Annotated in this window: 21 protein-coding genes; 3 read left to right on the forward strand and 18 right to left on the reverse strand. The window is 66.7% G+C overall.

The window, feature by feature from the left end:
* The first annotated feature begins 149 nt into the window (after nt 1–149).
* On the forward strand, nt 150–377 hold the full coding sequence (locus C7C56_RS28265) for a hypothetical protein (RefSeq protein ID WP_146204525.1): 228 nt from the start codon (nt 150–152) through the stop codon (nt 375–377).
* Between the two features lie 134 nt (nt 378–511).
* Here C7C56_RS28265 and ppsA read toward each other — a convergent pair whose 3' ends face one another.
* Entirely contained in the window at nt 512–2,959 is a 2,448-nt protein-coding gene (gene ppsA / locus C7C56_RS17070) for a phosphoenolpyruvate synthase (protein ID WP_370660219.1), read from the reverse strand.
* A gap of 178 nt (nt 2,960–3,137) precedes the next feature.
* Here ppsA and ppsR point away from each other — a divergent pair, with 178 nt between their 5' ends.
* Nucleotides 3,138–3,986, forward strand: coding sequence for a posphoenolpyruvate synthetase regulatory kinase/phosphorylase PpsR (ppsR, locus tag C7C56_RS17075; protein WP_106758576.1), 849 nt, complete (start codon nt 3,138–3,140; stop codon nt 3,984–3,986).
* 211 nt (nt 3,987–4,197) lie between these two features.
* On the opposite strand, the gene C7C56_RS17080 is transcribed toward ppsR, so the two are convergent.
* The 17 genes from C7C56_RS17080 to rpsB all read right to left on the reverse strand — a co-directional run bounded on the left by C7C56_RS17080 (nt 4,198) and on the right by rpsB (nt 21,031).
* A complete protein-coding gene (locus tag C7C56_RS17080; RefSeq protein ID WP_106758577.1) occupies nt 4,198–5,394 on the reverse strand; it encodes an EAL domain-containing response regulator in 1,197 nt (398 codons plus the stop codon).
* 50 nt (nt 5,395–5,444) lie between these two features.
* A complete protein-coding gene (locus tag C7C56_RS17085; RefSeq protein ID WP_106758578.1) occupies nt 5,445–6,242 on the reverse strand; it encodes a TrmH family RNA methyltransferase in 798 nt (265 codons plus the stop codon).
* Nucleotides 6,239–6,916 carry a ribonuclease HII gene (rnhB, locus tag C7C56_RS17090; protein WP_106758579.1) on the reverse strand — a complete coding sequence of 226 codons (678 nt, stop codon included), beginning with the start codon at nt 6,914–6,916 and terminating at the stop codon, nt 6,239–6,241. Before rnhB ends, C7C56_RS17085 begins: the two co-directional genes overlap by 4 nt.
* A gap of 13 nt (nt 6,917–6,929) precedes the next feature.
* Nucleotides 6,930–8,096, reverse strand: a complete 1,167-nt coding sequence (gene lpxB / locus C7C56_RS17095) for a lipid-A-disaccharide synthase (RefSeq protein WP_106758580.1) — start codon at nt 8,094–8,096, stop codon at nt 6,930–6,932.
* On the reverse strand, nt 8,080–8,871 hold the full coding sequence (lpxA, locus tag C7C56_RS17100; RefSeq protein WP_106758604.1) for an acyl-ACP--UDP-N-acetylglucosamine O-acyltransferase: 792 nt from the start codon (nt 8,869–8,871) through the stop codon (nt 8,080–8,082). Before lpxA ends, lpxB begins: the two co-directional genes overlap by 17 nt.
* The gene (gene fabZ, locus C7C56_RS17105) at nt 8,871–9,356 is read right to left on the reverse strand and encodes a 3-hydroxyacyl-ACP dehydratase FabZ (protein WP_106758581.1); all 486 of its coding nucleotides are present in this window, start codon (nt 9,354–9,356) and stop codon (nt 8,871–8,873) included. The genes lpxA and fabZ overlap by 1 nt, the downstream gene beginning before the upstream one ends.
* Complete coding sequence (lpxD, locus tag C7C56_RS17110; RefSeq protein WP_106758582.1) at nt 9,353–10,402, reverse strand: UDP-3-O-(3-hydroxymyristoyl)glucosamine N-acyltransferase; 1,050 nt, start codon at nt 10,400–10,402, stop codon at nt 9,353–9,355. The genes fabZ and lpxD overlap by 4 nt, the downstream gene beginning before the upstream one ends.
* A gap of 64 nt (nt 10,403–10,466) precedes the next feature.
* Complete coding sequence (locus tag C7C56_RS17115) at nt 10,467–10,994, reverse strand: OmpH/Skp family outer membrane protein (RefSeq protein WP_106758583.1); 528 nt, start codon at nt 10,992–10,994, stop codon at nt 10,467–10,469.
* Nucleotides 10,995–11,063: 69 nt separating this feature from the next.
* Nucleotides 11,064–13,400 carry an outer membrane protein assembly factor BamA gene (gene bamA, locus C7C56_RS17120; protein ID WP_106758584.1) on the reverse strand — a complete coding sequence of 779 codons (2,337 nt, stop codon included), beginning with the start codon at nt 13,398–13,400 and terminating at the stop codon, nt 11,064–11,066.
* 60 nt (nt 13,401–13,460) lie between these two features.
* Nucleotides 13,461–14,807 carry an RIP metalloprotease RseP gene (gene rseP / locus C7C56_RS17125; protein WP_106758585.1) on the reverse strand — a complete coding sequence of 449 codons (1,347 nt, stop codon included), beginning with the start codon at nt 14,805–14,807 and terminating at the stop codon, nt 13,461–13,463.
* On the reverse strand, nt 14,801–15,982 hold the full coding sequence (ispC, locus tag C7C56_RS17130; RefSeq protein WP_106758586.1) for a 1-deoxy-D-xylulose-5-phosphate reductoisomerase: 1,182 nt from the start codon (nt 15,980–15,982) through the stop codon (nt 14,801–14,803). Before ispC ends, rseP begins: the two co-directional genes overlap by 7 nt.
* Before the next feature lie 8 nt (nt 15,983–15,990).
* A complete protein-coding gene (locus C7C56_RS17135; RefSeq protein WP_106758587.1) occupies nt 15,991–16,827 on the reverse strand; it encodes a phosphatidate cytidylyltransferase in 837 nt (278 codons plus the stop codon).
* Nucleotides 16,827–17,579: a polyprenyl diphosphate synthase gene (gene uppS / locus C7C56_RS17140; protein WP_106758588.1), complete on the reverse strand. Its 753-nt coding sequence runs from the start codon at nt 17,577–17,579 to the stop codon at nt 16,827–16,829. Before uppS ends, C7C56_RS17135 begins: the two co-directional genes overlap by 1 nt.
* An 89-nt stretch (nt 17,580–17,668) precedes the next feature.
* A complete protein-coding gene (gene frr, locus C7C56_RS17145; RefSeq protein ID WP_106758589.1) occupies nt 17,669–18,229 on the reverse strand; it encodes a ribosome recycling factor in 561 nt (186 codons plus the stop codon).
* Nucleotides 18,230–18,295: 66 nt separating this feature from the next.
* Complete coding sequence (pyrH, locus tag C7C56_RS17150) at nt 18,296–19,012, reverse strand: UMP kinase (RefSeq protein WP_106758590.1); 717 nt, start codon at nt 19,010–19,012, stop codon at nt 18,296–18,298.
* A gap of 167 nt (nt 19,013–19,179) precedes the next feature.
* Nucleotides 19,180–20,088: a translation elongation factor Ts gene (gene tsf, locus C7C56_RS17155; protein ID WP_106758591.1), complete on the reverse strand. Its 909-nt coding sequence runs from the start codon at nt 20,086–20,088 to the stop codon at nt 19,180–19,182.
* Nucleotides 20,089–20,281: 193 nt separating this feature from the next.
* Nucleotides 20,282–21,031, reverse strand: a complete 750-nt coding sequence (gene rpsB / locus C7C56_RS17160; protein ID WP_106758592.1) for a 30S ribosomal protein S2 — start codon at nt 21,029–21,031, stop codon at nt 20,282–20,284.
* Nucleotides 21,032–21,377: 346 nt separating this feature from the next.
* Between rpsB and map the strand changes: the two genes are divergently transcribed.
* Nucleotides 21,378–22,205 carry a type I methionyl aminopeptidase gene (map, locus tag C7C56_RS17165; RefSeq protein ID WP_106758593.1) on the forward strand — a complete coding sequence of 276 codons (828 nt, stop codon included), beginning with the start codon at nt 21,378–21,380 and terminating at the stop codon, nt 22,203–22,205.
* The last annotated feature ends 4 nt before the right edge of the window (nt 22,206–22,209 follow it).

The raw sequence follows: 22,209 nt of genomic DNA on the forward strand, positions 1-22,209 counted from the left end.
GCCCAAGGCGGTATCGCCGACCTGTTTTAATCAGGCGAGCAAAGCACTTCCCGCGCTATTGGTGCGCTGAGCGTGTCGACCGCTAAGGAATCGCAAGCCCACGCGCTGGCGCGCTGGGGCAGGATGTTGCCGCCGGCTATGTGCTTGGCGTGAAGGACAATCAGCCCTGGCCAGCAGAGGCCGTCAAGCTGTGGCGCGATGCCGCCGATGGCCGCAGGATGGACATCGACAGCCCGCCGGCCAAGCCGGCGCAACTGGCTCAGACCATGCGTGCGCACGGGGGTATCGAAAACAGCCATGCCGCCGCATCCGGGCTGCGGCGGCGGCGGCGGCGGAAAATTTCACCATCGTGCGCCGAATCGCACTCAATCTTCTGAAAAAGGAGACGACCGGCAAGCCAGGTGTCGCTTCCAGCCGACTGAAAGCCGGCTGGAACCGCGACAACCTGAGCGAGGTGCTTAGGGCCAGCGATCTAATCCTTCGTGCAATCGCCCTGATTCAGACCAACGGCTTACAGCGCCGCCAGCTTCTGCCAGGTGTCGATCACCGAGTCGGGGTTGAGCGACATCGACTCGATCCCCTGCTCCATGAGCCAGGCGGCAAAGTCGGGATGGTCGGACGGGCCCTGGCCGCAGATGCCGATGTACTTGCCCTGCGCGCGGCAGGCCTGGATCGCCATCGACAGCAGGGCCTTGACGGCCGGGTCGCGCTCGTCGAAGTCGGCCGCCAAGAGCGCCATCCCCGAGTCGCGGTCGAGGCCCAGCGTGAGCTGGGTCAGGTCGTTCGAGCCGATCGAGAAGCCGTCGAAGTGTTCGAGGAACTCGTTGGCCAAAATCGCGTTCGACGGCACCTCGCACATCATGATCAAGCGCAGGCCGTTCTCGCCGCGGCGCAGGCCGTTCTTGGCCAGCAGGCCGACCACCTTCTCGGCCTGGCCCAGGGTGCGCACGAACGGCACCATGATCTCGACGTTGGTCAGGCCCATCTCGTTGCGCACCCGCTTCATGGCCGAGCACTCCATCTCGAACGACTCGGCGAAGTCGGGCGAGAGGTAGCGCGCCGCGCCGCGGAAGCCCAGCATCGGGTTCTCCTCGTCCGGCTCGTAGCGCGAACCGCCGATCAGCTTTTTATACTCGTTCGACTTGAAGTCCGACAGGCGCACGATGACCGGCTTGGGCCAGAACGCGGCGGCGATGGTGGCGATGCCCTCGGCCAGCTTGTCGATGTAAAACGCCTTCGGCGAGGCGTGCCCGCGCGCGACCGACTCGACCGCCTTTTTGAGGTCGGCGTCGATGTGCGGATACTCGAGGATCGCCTTCGGATGGACGCCGATGTTGTTGTTGATGATGAACTCGAGGCGCGCCAGCCCGACCCCGCCGTTCGGGATCGACTGGAAGTCGAAGGCCATCTGCGGGTTGCCCACGTTGAGCATGATCTTGGTCGCGATCGGCGGCAGTTCGCCGCGCGCCACCTCGGAGATCTCGGTCTCGAGCAGGCCGTCGTAGATCATGCCCTCGTCGCCCTCGGCGCACGAGACGGTGACGAAGGTGCCGTCCTTGAGCAGCTCGGTGGCGTCGCCGCAGCCGACCACCGCCGGCACGCCCAGTTCGCGCGCGATGATCGCCGCGTGGCAGGTGCGCCCGCCGCGGTTGGTGACGATGGCCGCGGCGCGCTTCATGACAGGCTCCCAATTGGGGTCGGTCATGTCGGCGACGAGCACGTCGCCCGGCTGCACGCGCTCCATCTCGGACGGATCGCGGATCACGCGCACGGGGCCGGCGCCGATCTTCTGGCCGATCGCGCGGCCCGACACCAGCACCGTGCCGCTGCCCTTGAGCTTGTAGCGCTGCTGGGCGTCGGTCGCCTTCTGCTGCGACTTGACCGTCTCCGGGCGCGCCTGCAGGATGTAGATCTTGCCGTCGCGGCCGTCCTTGCCCCACTCGATGTCCATCGCGCGGCCGTAGTGGTTCTCGATGATGACCGCGTACTTGGCCAGTTCGACCACCTCGGCGTCGTCGAGCGAATAGCGGTTGCGCATCTCGATCGGCACGTCGACCGTCCTGACCGAGCGGCCGGCCTTGGCCTCGCTGGTGAATTCCATCTTGATCAGCTTGGAGCCGATGTTGCGGCGGATGACCGGGCTCTTGCCCTGCTCGAGCATCGGCTTGTGCACGTAGAACTCGTCCGGGTTGACCGCGCCCTGCACCACCGTCTCGCCCAGGCCGTAGCTCGAGGTGACGAACACCACGTCCTTGAAGCCGGACTCGGTGTCGATCGTGAACATCACGCCGGCCGCGCCCAGGTCCGAGCGCACCATGCGCTGCACCCCCGCCGACAAGGCCACCTCGGCGTGCGTGAAGCCCTTGTGCACGCGGTACGAGATCGCGCGGTCGTTGTAGAGCGAGGCGAACACGTGCTTCATGGCCTCGAGCACGTTGTCGATGCCGACCACGTTCAGGAACGTCTCCTGCTGGCCCGCGAACGAGGCGTCGGGCAGGTCCTCGGCGGTGGCCGAGGAGCGCACCGCGAACGACATCTCGGTGCTCGAACCGGCCACCAGGCGCTCGTAGAATTCGGCGATCTCGGCCGCCAGGCGGGGCTGGAACGGGGTCTCGACGATCCATTGGCGGATCTCGGCGCCGGCGGCGGCGAGCGAGCGCACGTCGTCGATGTCGAGCCCGACCAGGCGGGCCGCGATCCGGTCGCCGAGCGAGGCGCCGCCGTCGACGCGGTGGTCGAGGAAGTCGCGGAACGCCTCGGCCGTGGTGGCGAAGCCGCCCGGCACGCGCACGCCGGCGCCGGCGAGCTGGCTGATCATCTCGCCGAGCGAGGCGTTCTTGCCGCCGACCGACTCGACGTCGGTCATGCGCAGGTTTTCAAACGAGGCGACGTACACCCCCGCCTGCGGGGCCTCGCACCGGACGGGTATCCCCGGTGCTGCGTTGGACATGTTGGTCATAATAGACACCTTCACTGATGATAGAAATCGTCACGGCAGGCGCGCAGACCGGGGTATTCTTGTTATTTTCAGTCTGGTGCAGCACAATTGGCCCGTTGCAGAGCATTTTACAGCCTGTTCCCCGAATTAACAGAACGCACAATCATTATTCACAGGCAGCATAGGAACAAGCGACCCCATGAGCTCAGAAATCCGCCCCCCCCTGCCCACCTCGGCGCGCACCGTGTTCTTCGTCTCGGACGGCACCGGCATCACGGCCGAGACCTTCGGGCACGCCGTGCTGACCCAGTTCGAGCTGCGCTTCCGCCAGATCCGGCTGCCCTTCGTCGACACGCTCGACAAGGCCTACGACGCGGCGCGCCGCATCAACGACGCCCACAACAGCGACGGCCAGCGCCCGATCGTGTTCTCGACCCTGGTCAAATCCGACCTCTCGGACGTGATCCGCAAGTCGCAGGGCATGCACATGGACCTGATCCAGACCTTCGTCGCGCCGCTCGAGCAGGAGCTCGGGGTCAAGTCGACCCACACCATCGGGCGCTCGCACAACATGGTCGACAGCGAGGAATATAAAAACCGGATCGAGGCGATCAACTTCTCGCTCGCGCACGACGACGGCCAGTCGCACAAAAACCTGGCGGCGGCCGACGTGATCCTGGTGGGCGTGTCGCGCTCGGGCAAGACCCCGACCAGCCTGTACCTGGCCATGCAGTACGGCATCAAGGCGGCCAACTACCCGCTGATCCCGGACGACTTCGAGCGCAACAAGCTGCCGTCGTCGCTGCCGCCGTTCCGCGGCAAGATCTTCGGGCTCACGATCACGCCCGAGCGGCTCTCCGAGATCCGCCACGAGCGGCGCGCCGGCAGCAAGTACGCCTCGATCGAGAATTGCCGCTACGAAGTCAACGAGGCCGAGCTGATGATGAAGCGCGAGGGCATCCGCTGGCTCAGTTCGACGACCAAGTCGATCGAGGAGATCGCCACCACGATCCTGCAGGAGATCAAGCCGAACCGGCGCGAGTACTGAGAGGCTGAGAGTCTTTCGATCATGCCCGCTCAGCACGCCAGAAAGCGCCAGTTCGTCGTTGCAAATGCTCGCCATAGCCCGCTATGGCTGTGCTTTGCGCCTCGATCTGCCGCTTTCTGGCGGGCTGCTCGGGCACGCCCGAAAAACTCTCAGCCTCTGAGGCAAACCACCGAGGCAAACCACTGATGCAAAGCACTGAGGCAAAGGCAACTCAGAAGAATTGCCGCCACTCCTCCATCCAGCCGGCGATGTTCTCGGCCGGCATCGGCTTGGCGATGTGGTATCCCTGGGCGTAGGTGCAGCCGAGCCCCTGCAGGAAGTCCCAGTCCTGGCGCGTCTCGACCCCGACCGCGACCGATTTGCGCTCGAGGCTGCGCGCCAGCCCCAGGCAGGAGCTCAGCACCGTGCCCAGCACGCGCCGCTTGGAGGCGCCGTCGACAAAGCTGCGGTCGATCTTGAGCTCGGTGAACGGCACGCGCGCGAGCAGCTGCAGGTTCGACGCGCCGGTCCCGTAGTCGTCGACCGCGAGCCCGAAGCCGAACATGCGCAGGCGCACCATGCGCTCGAGGAAGCCGGCGTCGTCGGTCAGCGCGGCCGACTCGGTGATCTCGAAGGTGACGTAGTCGGGCAGCACGCCGTGGCGCGCGAGGCAGGCGCCGACGTCGCGCAGGAAGTCGGCGTGCGCCATGGTCTCGTGCGCGAGGTTGAGCGAGACCGCCATCGGGATGCCGGCGCCGTGGAACGCGCTGCAGCGCGCCACCGAGCGCTCGAGCATGGTCCAGTCGAGCATGTCGATGCGCTTGTTGCGCTCGAGCGCGCCCGAGAACGAGGCCGGCGTGAGCACCCCGTGCTCGGGGTGGAGCCAGCGCGCGAACGCCTCGAGCCCCTTGACATGGCCCGTGGCGAGCTCGATCTTCGGCTGGAAATACGGTTCGAACTGGTTCGCGGCCAGGCCCGCCTGCACCTCGGCGAAGCCGAACACGGGCTCTTCGCGCCGCGCCGACGGCGGCTGCGGCGGCACGTAATGGGCCAGCAGCGCGCCCAGCGCGTGCTGCGCGACCGGCTTGGCGATGGTGCCGAGCAGGTCGACGCCATAGGCGTGGGCGGTGGTCTCGACGGCGAACAGCAGGCTCTTTTCTTGGGCCCCGATGATGATGATGGCGGTCGCGCACTCGCCCTGCGCCAGGTGGCGGATCAGCGCCAGCCCGTCGAGCCCGGGCAGCGCGAGGTCGATGATGGCGATGTCGACCGGCGCGCCGGACGGCTCCTGCAGGCAGCGCAGCACCGCGTGGCCGTCGCTTTGCTCGCCCACGTGGGCGACCCCCATCTGGGCCAGCATGGCGCCGAGGAAGCGGCGCTGCGCCGCGTCCGTGTCCGCCACCAGAAAATGCAAGTGCGAGATGTCCATCGTGACTCCCATTGGCTCCGGGACCAAATTCACATCAAGATTACATCAGATCAACTTGTTTCGACAGACTGATTTTGGCGCAACTGCTCGAAAAAACACACCGCGGCGCAGGCGGCCACGTTGAGCGACTCGATCTGCCCGAGGTGCGGGATCACCACCTGGTCGCTGGCAAGGGCCAGCAGGTCGTCGGCCACGCCCTGCCCCTCGTGCCCGAACAGCCAGGCCACCGGCTGGCGCAGGTCGAGGTCGTACAGGCGCCGGGTCGCGTAGCCGCTGGTGGCGAGCACCGCGATGGCCGCGTCGCGCACCAGCGCGGCGAGGTCGACGTTCTCGTATATCTCGACCACGAAATGCGCGCCCATGGCCGCGCGCAGCACCTTGGGCGACCAGCAGAACGCGGTGCCGCTGCTGCAGTAGACCTGCGTCACGCCGGCCGCCGCCGCGCTGCGCAGGATCGAGCCGACATTGCCCGGGTCTTGCAGGTTGTCGAGCAACACCGCCGAGGCGCGCAGCACGCCCGGCACCGCGCGCGTGGGGGTGTCGATCAGGAACATGATGCCGACCCCGTGCTCGACCTGGCTGAGCGCCTTGTAGAGCGCGTCGGGCAGCGCGGTGCAGTGCACCCTGGCCTGCTCGACCCGTTGCACGATGGCGCCCACCTCGGGGTTGGCCAGCGCGCCCTCGGCCACGATGCATTGCAGCGGCGCGCCGCGCAGCTGCAGGTACGATTCGCACAGGTGCACGCCGTCGAGCAGGGTGCGGCCGGCCTTGCGCCGCGCCTGCGAGCTGCCGGCCAGTTGTTTGAGCTCCTTGTACAGGGGGTTCTCGCGCGAGCTCACGGTCCTCATGCGAACAGCTCCACGTTGACGCCGGCCGCCGGCGGCAGGCCCGCCCCGGCCTGCGCCAGCAGCGCGCGCACCGGCGCGTACGAGCGCCGGTGCACCGGCGAGGGCCCGTGCAGGCGCAGCCGCTCGAGGTGCAGCGCGGTGCCGTAGCCCTTGTGCTGGTCGAAGCCGTAGTCGGGGTACTGCCCGTGCAGCGCCACCAGCGCGGCGTCGCGCGCGGTCTTGGCCAGGATCGAGGCGGCCGAGATGGCCAGCACCTTGTCGTCGCCCTCGACGATGGCCAGGCTGCGCACCAGCATCACGGGGCAGCGGTTGCCGTCGATCAGGGCCAGCGTCGGCGGCGTCGACAGCGCCTCGACCGCGCGCCGCATCGCCAGCATGGTCGCCTGCAAGATGTTGATGGTGTCGATTTCGTGGTGCGAGCACGCGGCCACGGCCCAGGCCAGCGCGTGCTCGCGGATCAGGGGGGCGAGCTCGTTGCGGCGCGCCTCGGTCAGCTTTTTCGAGTCGCGCAGGCCGTCGATCGGGCGCTTCGGGTCGAGGATCACGGCGGCCGCGAACACCGGGCCGGCCAGCGGCCCGCGCCCGGCCTCGTCGACCCCGCAGACGATGTCGGCGGCGCTGAACGGCAGCGCGCCCTTGAGGCCCGGATAGAAATTGACTTTGGCTTTTCTCATGGGGCTTGTGGGCTTATGCCGATCTGGACGAGGTGATGACGCGCATGACGGCGTCGGCGCTTGCCTGCGAACTGTTGCGCAGCAGGCTGTGGTGCATGTCGGTGAAGCGCGCCTCGAGCCGCGCGCGCCCGGCGCCGTCCTCGAGCTGGGCCCAGACGGCGTCGGCCAGCAGTTGCGGCGTGACCGCGTGCTGCAGCAGTTCGGGCACCAGGAACTCGCGCGCGAGCACGTTGGGCAGGCCGATCCACGGCTGGTAGCCCATGTGGCGCATGATCTCCCACGAGGCGCGCATGACCTTGTAGGCGATCACCATCGGCTTCTTGAACAGCGCCACCTCGAGCGTGGCCGTGCCCGAGGCCACCAGCACCGCGTCGGCGGCGGCGATCGCCGTGTGCGACTGGCCGTCGACCAGTTCGATCGGGGCGTCGGCCAGCCCGGCCGCGGCGAGCAGCTCGCCGAAGTAGGCGCGCTGGCGTTCGCCCGCCATCGGCGCGATGAAGCGCAGCGACGGGTCGCGTTTGGCCAGCAGCGCGGCCGCGCCGGCGAACGGCGCGGCCAGGTATTTGAGCTCGCCCATGCGGCTGCCCGGCATGATGGCGACCACCCGCCCCGCCCCCTCGAGCCCGAGGGCGCCGCGCGCCGCCAGGGTGTCGGCGCGCAGCGGGATCATCTCGGCCAGCGGATGGCCGATGTAGGTCACCGGCACCCCGGCCGCCTTGTAGATGGCCTCCTCGAACGGGAAGATCACCAGCATGTGCGAGACCGCGCGGATGATTTTTTTGATGCGCCCGCCGCGCCAGGCCCAGATCTGCGGGCTCACGAAGTGCACCGTCGGAATCCCGGCGCGGCGCAGCTGCTCCTCGAGCCCGAGGTTGAAACCCGGGTAGTCGGCGCCGATGAACACGTCCGGGCGCTCGGCCAGCAGGCGGTCGCGCAGCGCGTTCTGGATGCCCTTGATTTCGCGGTAGCGCGGGATCACCTCGAACAGCCCGCGCACGGTGAGCGTGTCCATCGGCAGGTCGGATACGAAGCCATGCTCGGCCATGCGGGGGCCGCCGATGCCGTGGAAGCGCGCCGCCGGCAGCCGCGGGCGCAGGCCGGCCAGCAGGCGCGCGGCGAGCATGTCGCCCGACACCTCGCCGGCCACCAGCGCGACCGAGACGTCAGCGGACGATGCCACGGGTCGCGTTGCCCAGGAAGGCGAGCAGGGTCTCGATGTGCGGGGCCGCCTCGCCGCCCTGCCCGGCCGCCGCCGCCAGCTCGGCCTTGGCCTCCTCGAGCGTGAGGCCGGCGCGGTAGATGGTCTTGTAGGCGGCGCGGATGCCGTCGATCTCGGCGCGCGTGAAGCCGCGCCGCTTGAGGCCCTCGATGTTGACCCCGCGCGCGGCCGACGGGTTGCCCCCGGCCAGCACGAACGGCGGCACGTCCTGCGACAGGCTGGTGGTCATGCCGATGAAGGCGTGCGCGCCGATCTTGCAGAACTGGTGCACCGCGGCGAAGCCCGACAGGATGGCCCAGTCGCCGATGTGGACGTGGCCGGCCAGTGTGGCGTTGTTGGAGAAGATCGTGTGGCTGCCGACCTGGCAGTCGTGCGCCAGGTGCACATAGGCCGAGATCCAGTTGTCGTCGCCGAGCCGGGTCACGCCGGCGTCCTGCGCGGTGCCGATGTTGAAGGTGCAAAACTCGCGCACCGTGTTGCCGTCGCCGATCTCGAGCCGGGTCGGCTCGCCCGACCATTTCTTGTCCTGGGGCGCCGCCCCGATCGAGCAGAACTGGAAGAACTTGTTGTTGCGCCCGATCGTGGTGTGGCCCTCGATGACCACATGCGGGCCGACCACGGTGCCGTCGCCGATCGTCACGTCGGGGCCGACCAGCGAATAGGCGCCGATGGCGACCCCCTCGCCGAGCCGGGCTTGGGGGTCGACGATGGCGGTGGGATGGATCGTGGTCGCCATCACTGCCCCGCTGGCTGGCTCGCGTCGGTCGCGCTGCGGATGGTGCACATCAGTTCGGCCTCGAGCGCGACCTTGCCGTCGACCGTGCCCACGGCCTTGTACTTCCAGATGCCGCGCGAGACGCGCAGGATCTCGACGTCCATCTTGAGCTGGTCGCCCGGCTCGACCGGGCGCTTGAAGCGCGCGTTGTCGATGCCGACGAAATAGACGACCGAGTTCTCGTCCGGCTTGACGTCCATCGTCAGGAACGACAAGATCGCCGCCGTCTGCGCCATCGCCTCAATCATGAGCACGCCCGGCATCACCGGCTTGTGCGGGAAGTGGCCGTTGAAGAACTCCTCGTTGGCGGTCACGTTCTTGATCGCCGTGATGGTCTTGCCCGACTCCCAGGTCAGCACGCGGTCGACCAGCAGCATCGGATAGCGGTGCGGCAGGTACTGCTTGATCTGGTGGATGTCGAGGGTTTTGTTTTCGGTAGTGGTCATTTTGGGTCTGTCAGTGTTTTAATTGTTTTTTCCAGCGCCCGGATTTTATCCCGCATGGCGTCCAGATTGCGGACGATCGCCGCAGTTTTTTCCCACTCGGCGTTTTTGGCCAGTGGATAGAAGCCGGTGTACTGGCCGGCCTCGCGGATCGAGCGCGAGACCATGCTGCCCGACGAGATGTGCACGCGGTCGGCGATGGTCAGGTGGCCGAGCACCATGGCGGCGCCGCCGAAGGTGCAGTATTTGCCGATGATGGCGCTGCCGGCCACGCCCACGCAGCCGGCCATGGCCGTGTGCGCGCCGATCCGGCAGTTGTGCCCGATCTGGATCTGGTTGTCGAGCTTGACGCCGTCCTCGATCACGGTGTCGGCCAGCGCGCCGCGGTCGATCGTGGTGTTGGCGCCGATGTCGACGTCGTCGCCGATCATCACGCGCCCGGTCTGGGGGATCTTGATGTAGACCCCGCCCTCGTTGGCGAAGCCGAAGCCGTCGGTGCCGATCACGGCGCCCGAATGGATGATGCCGCGCGCGCCGATCTGGCAGCGCGCGTGGAAGGTGACGTTGGCGAACAAATGGGTGTGCTCGCCGATGACGGCGTCGGGCCCGATCACGCAGCCGGCGTCGACCACGGCGCCGGCCTTGATGACGGCGCCGGCGCCGACCGACACGTGCGGCCCGATGTGCGCGCCCGGGTCGACCAGGGCGCTTGGGGCCACCACGGCCGAGGCATCGACGCCGGGCGCGGGCGCGACCTCGCCGAGCGCGGCGAAGAACTGGGCGGCGCGCGCGAAATAGGCGTAGGGGTTGTGGGTGACGATGCGCGCGCCGTGGAAGCCGGCGGCCACGAAGGCGTCGTCGGCGGGCGAAACGATCAGCGCGGCGGCGCCGCTGGCGGCGGCCTGCGCCCTGAACTTGCTGTTGCTCAGAAAACTCATGTGCGAGGCGTCGGCCTCGGCCAGCGGCGCGATGCCGCTCACTTCGAGGTTGGCGTCGCCCACCAGCTGGCCGCCCAAGCGTTCGACCAATTCACCGACCCGCGTGCCCATTGTGTAGTCCCGTCTCGATATGCCGCCTCGTGACGGCGTTGTTGCGAACGCTTGCTTGGAAAACTTACCTGTCCATCTGCTTGAGCAGGCGGTCGGTGATGTCGATCTTCGAGCTGAACCAGACCGACTCCTGGAGCACGATGTCGAGTTTTTCCTGCTCGGCGATCTGCTGGATCAGCTTGTACACCTTTTGCGAGATGTTGGCGCGCTCCTCGTTCTTGCGCTGCATGAGGTCCTCGCGGAACTCGCGCTGCTTGCGCTGGAGGTCCTTGTCGAGGTCGATCATCTCGCGGGTGCGCCGCGTGCGCTCGGGCTCGCCCAGGGTGGGCGCGTCGGCATCGAACTTGTCCGACAGCGCCTTGAAGTGCACGATCTGCTCCTGCATCGCCTTCTGGCGCTTGGAGAACTCGGCCTCGATCTTGGCGTCCGCGGCCTGGGCCTGCTTGGACTCGGTGAACAGCCGCTCGGTGCTGACCCAGCCGATCCGCGCGCCCTGGGGCATGGTCTGGGCGTGCGCCTGGGTCAGCGCGCCGGCGCACAGGAACACCAGGGCCAGGCGTTTGGTCAAGGAAGCAGTGACAGTGTTCAACATAGTTCTCCGCGAATCAGGGACGATCAAAATCAGGAACGATCAGAATGTGGTCCGGTCAGCGCCGGGCCGTCAAAACCCGGTGCCCATCTGGAACTGGAAGCGCTCCACACGGTCGCCCGGTTTTTTGTTCAAAGGCAGAGCATAACTCAACTTGAGCGGACCGACCGGCGAGATCCAGCTCACGCCCAGGCCGGACGAGAAGCGCAGCTCCGAGGCGCGCAGCTTGGCGCCCTCCTGGTAGACCTGGCCGGCGTCGACGAAACCGAACCAGCGCAGGCTGCGGTCGGCGCCGCCGCCCGGGAACGGCATCTGCAGTTCGGCGTTGCCGACCAGCCGCGCGGCGCCGCCGACGGCGTCGTTGCGGGCCGGGTCGACGATGCCGAGCGAGGAGCTCAGGTAGCCGCGCACCGAGCCGATGCCGCCGGCGTAGAAGTTCTTGAACACGGGGAACTTGCTGCCCCCGATGCCGTGGCCGTAGTTGACCTCGCCCTTGAGCGCGAGCGTGACGAGCCGCGACAGCGGACGGAAATACTGCTGTTCGTACACGGCGCGGTAGTAGCGCGAGTCGCCCACGAGGTCGATTTCGATGTTGGCGCGCTGGTAGCGGCCGTAGGTCGGCGTGACGGCGCTGTCGCGGCTGTCGCGCGACCAGGCCGCCGTCAGCGGCAGCGCGTCGGTCTCGCCGGTGCCGATGCCGTTGGCCGGGCCGCCGAAGCTGCTCACGAAGTTGCGGTAGACGGTCGGGCTGGTCTCGTCGGTCTTGATCTGGGTTTTTTCGACGCCGATGCCGAAGAACACGGTGTCGGCCTCGGAGAACGGCACCCCGTAGCTGATGTTGGCGCCGAGCTGCTTGACCGAGTAGCTGCCGATGTTGAGCATGGGCGAGCTGTTGGTGCGCAGGTAGACCTGGAACGAGCGCGACACCCCGTCCTGGGTGTAGTACGGGTTCAGGTGCGAGAACGCGATGGTGCGGTTGTAGCGGCTGGTGTTGAAGTCGATCCCGACCGTGTTGCCGCTGCCGGCGAAGTTGGCCTGCGAGATCGAGGCCGTGAAGGTGAACTTCTCGGACTGCGAGAACGCGCCGCCGACCATGAAGTTGCCGGTCGGCTTTTCGACCACGGCCAGGTTGACGTCGACCTGGTCGATCGTGCCCTGGGCCTCGGGCGTCTCGACCGTGACGTCCTTGAAGTAGCCGAGGCGGTCGACCCGGTCGCGCGAGAGCTTGACCTTGCTGTTGTCGTACCAGGACGACTCGAACTGGCGGAATTCGCGGCGGATGACCTCGTCGCGGGTGGTCGTGTTGCCCGAGATGTTGACGCGGCGCACATAGACGCGCTTGCCCGGGTCGATCTGGAAGGTGAACGCGACGGTGCGCTTCTCGCGGTCGATCTCGGGCACCGCGTTGACGTTGGCAAAGGCGTAGCCGAAGTCGCCGAGGCGCTCGGAGACCCGCTTGTTGCTCAGCGTGAGCACCTCGCCCGAATAGGTCGCGCCCGGCTTGACCAGCACCAGCGACTTGAGCTCCTCCTCGCGCCCGAAGGTCTCGCCCTCGAGCTTGACGCCGGAGACGGTGTACTTCTCGCCCTCGGTGATGTTAATCGTAAGAAAAATGTCCTTCTTGTCCGGCGTGATCGCGACCTGGGTCGACTCGATGTTGACCTCGAGGTAGCCGCGGTTGAGGTAGAACGACTTGATCGACTCGATGTCGCCGGTCAGCTTGGTCTTGGAGTACTGGTCGGCCTTGCTGTACCAGGTGAGCCAGCCGCGGGTGTCGAGCTTGAGGACCTGGCGCAGCTCCTTGTCGGAGAACGACTTGTTGCCGACGATGCTGATCTGGCGGATGCGGGCGGTGTCGCCCTCGTCCACGTTGAACATGACGGTGACGCGGTTGCGCTCGATCGGGGTGACGGTGGTGGTGATCTTGACGCCGTACAGGCCGTGCGACAGGTACTGGCGCTTGAGCTCCTGCTCGGCGCGGTCGACCGAGGCCTTGTCGAAGATCTTGGCCTCGGCCACGCCGATCTCGCCGAGCGCCTTGACCAGGATGTCCTTCTCGAACTCCTTGGTGCCGGTGAAGTCGACCGAGGAGATCGCCGGGCGCTCCTCGACGAGCACGACGAGCACGCCGTTCTCCTCCTCGAGCCGCACATCCTTGAAGAAACCGGTCGCGTACAAGGCCTTGATGGCGGTGATCGATTTGGCGTCGTCGAACGTCTCGCCCACGCGCACCGGCAGGTAGCTGAACACGGTGCCGGCCTCGGTGCGCTGGATGCCCTCGACGCGGATGTCTTTGACGACGAACGGTGCTACGGCGAGCGCCTGGCCGGCGCACATGGCCAGCACGGCGGCGCCGATCAGGCTGCGGCGAAATAAGGACGAGGCAATACGGTCTGAGTGTAATTTCATTGGCTAAATCGATGGGTCAATCATGGATAACATGCATATTCGGGCACGCGGCGCCGCCTGTCACAGGTAGCGCACGGCGTCGTTGAAGAGGGCCAGTGCCATCAGCATCAGCAGCAGCACGAAGCCGGCGCGCTGGAAAAATTCGAGTGCGCGCTCGGGCAAGGGGCGTCCGGTCAAAACTTCCACCGAATAATACAGCAAAAAACCACCGTCCAGAACGGGAATCGGTAACAGATTCATCACCCCAAGACTGACGCTGATGAAGGCGATATAGCCCAGGAACACGCTCAGGCCCAGGCTCGCGCTCTGTCCGGCGTAGTCGGCCATCGTGACCAGGCCGGAAATATTCTTGTACGAGGCCTCGCCGGTGATGATGCGCCCGATCATTTGCAGCGTCATCGTGCCCGCCGCCCAGGTCTTCTCGGCGCCCCGCTTCACGGCCGCGCCCAAGCCGACGCGCAGCGTGACGAACTGGGGGCGGCCCAGGTCGGCGTCGATGCGCCCGAAGGTGCCGGCCTTGCCGCCGTCGATGGCCGCGGGCGTGAGCGACAGCGCCACGCCGCGCCCGGCGCGCAGCACGCCGACGGCCAGCGGGCGCCCGGCGCCGGCGCGCACCAGCTTGGTCGCGGCGGAGCTGTCGGCGACCGGCCGGCCGTCGATGCTGACGATCAGGTCGCCCGGCAGCAGGCCGCCGCGCGCGGCCGCCCCGCCCGGCTTGACCTCGAGCACCCTGGGGGGCGGGGTCCAGATCCCGAGCCCGAGCGCGCCGAAGAAATCGCCCTCGAGGTCGAGCGCGCCGAGCGCCGCCGCCGGCAGGGTGGCCGCGCGCGGCCCGCCGGGGCCGTCCACCGCCAGTTCGGCCGCGCGCTTGTCGAGCGCGGCCTGCATGATCTCCCAGCGCAACTCGGTCCAGCCGGTGACGGCCTTGCCGTTGACGGCGGTGATGGTCTCGCCGCCGCGCAGGCCGGCCTCGAACGCCGGCGTGCCGGCCTCGGCCGCGCGCACCCGGCTCGCCAGGTCGGTCTCGCCGAGCATGCCGACGGCGCCGAACAGGGCGATCGCGATCAGGAAGTTGGCCAGCGGCCCGGCGGCGGTGATGGCGATGCGGCGCCAGACGTCCTGGCGCGTGAATTGGCGCGGAAGGTCGGCCGCCGCCATGGGCGGCTGGTCCGGGTCGGCGCTGTCGCACCATTTGACGTAGCCGCCGAACGGCAGCATCGAGAGCGCCCACTCGGTCTGGTCGCGGCCGAAGCGGCGCGACCAGACGATGCGGCCGAAGCCGATCGAAAAGCGCGCCACCTTGACATTGAACAGGCGCGCGACCAAGTAGTGCCCCAGCTCGTGGAGGACGATCAGCGGCCCGAGCGCGAGCACCAGCGCGAGCGCGGCGCCGAGCTTTCCTAGCATGCGAGCGCGTCCACGATGGCGAGCGCGGCGGCGCGGGCGCGCGCGTCGCAGGCGAGCACCGCCTCGACGCTGGCGGCGGCGTGGTGCCCGTTCTCGTGCATCACGCGCGCGATCACGCGGTCGATGTCGCGGAAACCGATGCGTTTGTCCAAAAATGCCTGCACCGCGACCTCGTTGGCCGCGTTGAGCAGGGCCGGCGCGGTGCCGCCGGCTTCGAGCGCCTCGAACGCGAGCGCCAGGCACGGGAAGCGCGCCAGGTCGGGCTGTTCGAACTGCAGCGTGCCGACCGCGGTCAGGTCGAGCTGGGCCACGCCCGAGTCGATCCGCTCGGGATAGGCCAGCGCGTGCGCGATCGGGGTGCGCATGTCGGGGTTGCCCAGTTGCGCGAGCACCGAGCCGTCGACGTACGAGACCATCGAGTGGATCACGCTTTGCGGGTGGATCACGACCTCGATTTGCGCCGCCGGGGCGCCGAACAGCCAGTGCGCCTCGATCACCTCGAGGCCCTTGTTCATCATGGTGGCCGAGTCGACCGAGATCTTGCGCCCCATGACCCAGTTCGGGTGCTTGCAGGCCTCCTCTGGCGTGACCGCGCCCAGCGTGTCGACGGCGCGCTTGAGGAACGGGCCGCCCGAGGCGGTGAGCACGATCTTGGCCACGCCGGCGCCCCCGGGCGAGCGCGCGTACGAGCGCGGCAGGCACTGGAAGATCGCGTTGTGCTCGCTGTCGATCGGCAGCAGGACGGCGCCGTTCCCGTGCACGGCGTCCATGAACAACTGGCCCGACATGACCAGCGCCTCCTTGTTGGCGAGCAAAATCTTTTTGCCGGCGCGCGCCGCCGCCAGCGCCGGCGCCAGGCCGGCGGCGCCGACGATGGCCGCCATCACGGTGTCGGTTTCGGCGCACGAGGCGATCTCGCACAGGGCCTGCTCGCCGTGGCCGACCTCGGTGGGCAGGTCGGCCGCGCGCAGCAGCGCGCGCAGCCGCTCGGCCGCCTCAGGCGTGCCGACGACGGCGCGCGCGGGCCGGAATTGGCGGCACTGGGCCGCCAGCTGGTCGACCCGGCCGTGCGCCGAGAGCGCGTGGACCTGGTATTTTTCGGGATGGCGCGCGAGCACGTCGAGTGTGGAGACGCCGATCGAACCGGTCGCGCCGAGGATGGTGATGCGTTGCATAGGGGCTCCTAGGCGATCATGACGTGGACCAGCGCGGCCAGCGGCAGCACCGGCACGAGCGCGTCGATCCGGTCGAGCACGCCGCCATGGCCGGGCAGCAGATTGCTGCTGTCCTTGACGCCGGCGCGGCGCTTGAGCGAGGACTCGAACAGGTCGCCGACCACGCTGGCGGCGGCGATCAGCACCAGCAGCGCGAGCGTGGCGGCCCAGCCGAGCGCGCCGTGCACGCGCACGGCGAAGGTGTCGGACAGCGCCGGCTGGCCGAACACGATGCTCAGCGCCGCCAGCAGCAGCACGGCGATGCCGCCGCCAATCGCGCCCTCCCACGACTTGCCCGGCGAGATAGACGGCGCCAGCTTGCGCCTGCCGAAGGCCTTGCCCGAGAAGTAGGCGCCGATGTCGGCGATCCAGACCAGCGCCATGACCGACAGCAGGTACAGCGGCGAATGCTTGAACAGCGTCACCATGGCGCCGAAGCAGGCCACGATCGAGATCGCGTACACCATGCCGAGCATCATGTTGCCGCCGCCATCGGGCGGCGGCAGGCCGAATTTGAGCGTGGGCGCGAAGCGGATCGCCCACAGCATCACGCCGATGGCGAACCAGAAGGTTTTCGGGCTGTCGGGCGCGAGCAGGAAGAACGCGGCGGCGAAGGCGGCGCTCCAGACCAGCGCGATGCTCATCGCGCTCTTGCTGGCCTGTCCGAACAGGCGGAAGCTCTCCCACACGGCGGCGCCGAAGAACAGCGTGGCGACCACGCCGAAGGCGGCCAGGTTGCCGAGGTAGAGGACCGGCAGCAGCACTGCCAGCAACACGAGCGCGGTGAGGATCCGGGTCTTGAGCATCAGGGGTTTTTTTCACCAAGTTGGTCGCCCGTGCGGCCGAAACGGCGCTCGCGGCTTTGATAGGAGGCGATGGCCGCGTCGAGCGACTCGCCCGAGAAATCGGGCCAGAACGTGTCGGTGAAATAGAGCTCGGAGTAGGCCGCCTGCCACAATAAAAAGTTGGAGATGCGCTCCTCGCCGCCGGTGCGGATGAGCAGGTCGGGCTCGGGCGCGTAGGCCATCGCCAGGTGCTCGGCCATCTGCTCCTCGGTGAACTCGAGCAGGCCCGGGTGGGCCGCCATCATCTTCGAGGTCGCCTGCATGATGTCCCAGCGCCCGCCGTAGTTGGCGCACACCGTCACCGTCAGCGCCGTGTTGCCGGCGGTCTTGCGCTCGGCGTTGGCGATCATGTCCTGCAGCTTCTGCTCGAAGCGCGAGAGGTCGCCGACGACCTTGAGGCGGATGTTGTTGGCGTGCATTTTGGACACTTCGCGCTCGAGCGCCGTCACGAACAGGCGCATCAGCAGCGACACCTCGGCCTCGGGGCGGCGCCAGTTCTCGGACGAGAACGCGAACAGGGTCAGGTATTCGATGCCGCGTTCGACGCAGGCCTCGACGCAGCCGCGCACCGCCTCGACGCCCTTGACATGGCCGGCCACGCGCGGCAGGAAGCGGCGCGTGGCCCAGCGCCCGTTGCCGTCCATGATGATGGCGACGTGGCGCGGCACCCTCGGCACCTCCGGTACTGCAGTCGTTGAGCTTTTAAAAATCATAGATCCAGACTAAGGAGAGGTTCATGCATCGGTAAGAACAGCGCGGGAGCGCGGTGCGGACGCGCCGCACGCGGGCGCCCCGCCCCACGCTACACGGTCAGGACTTCTTTTTCTTTCTCCACAACCATTTTATCGACATCGGCGACGAACTTGTCGGTCAATTTCTGGATCTCCTCGGAGGCGCGGCGCTCGTCGTCCTCGGAGCAGGCCTTGTCCTTGACCATTTTCTTGAGCGACTCGTTGGCGTCGCGGCGGATGTTGCGGATCGCGATTTTCGCGTCCTCGGCCTCGTTCTTGACCAGCTTGACCATCTCGCGGCGGCGCTCCTCGGTCAGCATCGGGGTCGGCACCCGGATCATGTCGCCCTGCGACGACGGGTTCAGGCCCAGGTCGGAGTCGCGGATGGCCTTCTCGACCGCGTTGAGCATCTTTTTCTCCCACGGCTGCACGCCGATGGTGCGCGCGTCGATCAGGGTCACGTTGGCGATCTGGGTGAGGGCCGTCGCGGCGCCGTAGTAGTCGACCGTGATGTGGTCGAGGATGCCGGTGTGGGCGCGGCCCGTGCGCACCTTGGCCAGGTCGGCCTTGAGGGTGTCGATCGACTTGTTCATGCGCTCTTGCGCGCTCTTTTTGACGTCAGCGATGGTCATGCCGCTCTCCTGTGGTTCTGTGTGTGTGCTGTGTGTGTGCTGTGTGTATATATTCGACGTGCCGGCTTAAACGTGCACCAGTGTACCTTCGTCTTCGCCCATGATCACGCGCATCAGCGCGCCCGGCTTGACGATGGAGAACACCTTGATCGGCAGCTTCTGGTCGCGGCACAGCGCGAACGCGGTCGCGTCCATCACCTGCAGGTGCTTCGAGATGGCCTCGTCGAAGGTGATCGACTCGTAGCGCGTCGCGTTCGGGTCCTTCTTCGGGTCGGCCGTGTAGACGCCGTCCACCTTGGTCGCCTTGAGCACGATCTCGGCCGAGATCTCGGAGCCGCGCAGCGCGGCGGCTGTGTCGGTGGTGAAGAACGGGTTGCCGGTGCCGGCGGCGAACACGACGACCTTGCCCTCCTCGAGGTATTGCAGCGCCTTGGGGCGCACGTAGGGCTCGACCACCTGCTCGATGGCGATGGCCGACATGACGCGCGCGACGATGCCGACGTGCTTCATGGCGTCGGCCAGGGCCAGCGCGTTCATGACGGTGGCCAGCATGCCCATGTAGTCGGCGGTGGCGCGGTCCATGCCCTGGGCGCCGGGGGCGACGCCGCGGAAGATGTTGCCTCCGCCGATGACGACCGCCAGCTCCACGCCCAGCTTGGCCACCTCGGCCACGTCGGCGACCATGCGCTCGATCGTGCCGCGGTTGATGCCGTACGGGTCGTCGCCCATCAGCGCTTCACCGGACAGTTTGAGGAGGACGCGTTTATAGGCGGGTTTTGACATGTTGGGCTCCAAAAAATGACAGTTGTGCGGGTCTGACCGCGGGTCGCGCCATCGTGCGGCGGGGCCCGCGCGGCCTTGCGGGCCGCGCTTCGGTCTCATCCGCGCAGGGCGCGGATGGCGGACTTAAAAAAACGGGCCTTGCGGCCCGCTTTCATCTTACTGCTCGATTACTGCTTGGAAGCGGCGATCTGCGCGGCCACTTCCGCGGCAAAATCGTCCTGCTTCTTTTCGATGCCCTCGCCGACGACGAACATCGAGAACGATTTGACGCTCGTGTTGTTCGCCTTGAGCATCTGCTCGATCGACTGCTTGTCGTTCTTGACGAAGGTCTGGTTCAGCAAGGACACCTCCTTCAGGTACTTCTGGATCGAGCCTTCGAGGCGCTTGGCCAGGATCTCGGCCGACTGCACCGGCTTGCCTTCGGCGACGGCCTTGTCCGCGTCTTCCTGCGCCTTGAGGGCGGCGACCGAACGCTCTTTTTCGATCAGTTCGGCGGGCACCTGGTCCGACGACAGCGACACCGGCTTCATCGCGGCGATGTGCATGGCCAGGTCCTTGCCGACTTGCTCGTCGGCGCCGTCGAATTCGACCAGCACGCCGATCGTCTTGTTGTGCATGTAGGAGGCGAGCTTGGCGGTGGTCTCGAAGCGCTTGAAGCGGCGGATCGTCATGTTCTCGCCGATCTTGCCGATCAGGGCGGTGCGCACCTCGTCGAGCGTCTTGCCGTCGAGCGGCAGGGCCAGCAGCGCGGCGACGTCGGCCGGGTTGTGCTCGGCGACCAGGCGCGCGGCGTTGTTGCCCAGTGCCAGGAAGTCGTCGTTCTTGGCGACGAAGTCGGTTTCGCTGTTGACTTCGACGAGGGCGCCGATGTTGCCCGCGATGTAGATCGCGACCACGCCTTCGGCGGTGATGCGGGTGGCGTTCGAACTGGCCTTGGTGCCGAGCTTGACGCGCAGGATCTCTTCAGCGCGGGCCATGTCGCCGTCGGCTTCGGTCAGTGCTTTTTTGCATTGCATCATCGGTGCGTCGGTCTTCGCGCGCAGTTCGCCTACCATCGCTGCTGTAATCGCTGCCATGTATTTCTCCTGTGTGATTGGGGCGCCACGGGCGCCGCCCTATCGTGTGTTTGGAATATCGTGCTTAAAAAAAAGGGGAGCTCATGCCCCCTGTTTCCCTGTGCGGGTGGGGAGTGCCCGCAAGCATGCGGACACCGGTACGCAGGCGCATTGCCATGCAATACGAAACCCCTGCTACCCCCCCGCCCGCAGCTTAGGCCTGCTCGGAGACTTCGACGAACTCGTCACCCGAAGCTTTGACCATTTCGATGACTTCGTTACCGGCGCTGGCGCGGCCTTCGATGATCGCGTCCGCCACGCCGCGCGCGTACAGGCTGATCGCCTTGGACGAGTCGTCGTTGCCCGGAATGACGAAGTTCACGCCTTCAGGGGAGTGGTTGGTGTCGACCACGCCGATGACCGGGATGCCCAGCTTGCCAGCTTCGGTGATCGCGCCCTTGTGGTAGCCGACGTCGACGACGAAGATCGCGTCAGGAACGCCGCCCATGTCCTTGATGCCGCCGATGGCTTTTTGCAGCTTGACCATCTCGCGCTGGAACATCAGGCCTTCTTTTTTCGACAGCTTCTCGACGGAGCCGTCTTCGACCTGGGCTTCCATGTCCTTGAGGCGCTTGATCGAGGTCTTGATGGTCTTGAAGTTGGTCAGCATGCCGCCCAACCAACGCTGGTCGACGTAAGGCACGCCGGCGCGCTGGGCTTCAGCGGCGATGATGTCGCGCGCCTGGCGCTTGGTGCCGACCATCAGGATGGTGCCGCGGCTGGCAGCGACTTGCTTGACGGTCTTCATTGCCTCTTGATACATACCCATCGTCTTTTCCAAGTTGATGATATGGATCTTGTTGCGGTGGCCGAAGATGAACGGCGCCATCTTTGGATTCCAAAAACGGGTTTGGTGACCGAAATGGACACCGGCTTCCAGCATTTCACGCATTGTTACGGACATGTAATTCTCCAGGGTTGGGTCTGGAATCCGGTCAGCACCATTTTTGGCACCCTTTGCGACCGGACTCGCGATTTAACAATATTTTGATGAACTCATCGGTGTGTCGCAGCCATTACTGCAACGTTGCTCAAAACCGAATTCAAGCAACCCGAGATTCTACCAGCAAAAGCTTTCCCGATCAAGGGGCCGCGCGCCATGCGCCGGGAGGCGCCGCGTCACCTGCGGGAGCGCGCATCCTTTATAATGGCGACATCCTTGCATGGGTTTTGACACGACAAGCCCGCTGTTACTTTTATTTACGTTTATTGACGTTTCCCACATCCCAAATTTGTTGATTGCGACTTCTATGTCCACTATTTCCATCAAGACCCCGGCAGAGATCGAAGGCATGCGCCTGGCCGGCCGCCTCGGCTCCGAGGTGCTCGACTACATCACCCCGTTCGTCAAGGTCGGCGTGACCACGGGCGAACTCGACCGCCTGTGCCACGACTACATGGTCAACGTGCAGGGCACCATCCCGGCTCCGCTCAACTACTGCCCGTCCGGCTACACGCCCTATCCCAAATCGATCTGCACCTCGGTCAACGACGTGATCTGCCACGGCATCCCGGGCGACAAGGTGCTCAAGGACGGCGACTCGGTCAACCTCGACATCACGGTCATCAAGAACGGCTTCCACGGCGACAACAGCCGCATGTTCTTGGTCGGCAAGCCGTCGATCCTCGCGCGCCGCCTCTCCGAGGTCACCTACGAGTGCATGTGGCTCGGCATCGCCAAGGTCAGGCCGGGCGCCCACCTCGGCGACATCGGCCACGTGATCCAGCAGCACGCCGAGAAAAACGGCTACAGCGTGGTGCGCGAATTCTGCGGCCACGGCATCGGCACCGTGTTCCACGAGGAGCCGCAGGTGCTGCACTACGGCCGCCCCGGCACGCTCGAGCGGCTCGAGGCCGGCATGATCTTCACGATCGAGCCGATGATCAACGTGGGCAGCCGCGAGATCAAGGAAATGAACGACGGCTGGACCATTAAGACCAAGGACAAAAAATGGTCGGCCCAGTGGGAGCACACGGTGCTCGTGACCGAGACCGGCTACGAGGTGCTCACCTTGTCGAGCGGCAGCCCGCCGCCGCCGGCCTTCATCACGGCCCCCTCGCAACCGGTCGCGGCGTAGAGCG

It is taken from the genome of Massilia glaciei, from assembly GCF_003011895.2.
Taxonomy (GTDB): domain Bacteria; phylum Pseudomonadota; class Gammaproteobacteria; order Burkholderiales; family Burkholderiaceae_D; genus Telluria_A; species Telluria_A glaciei.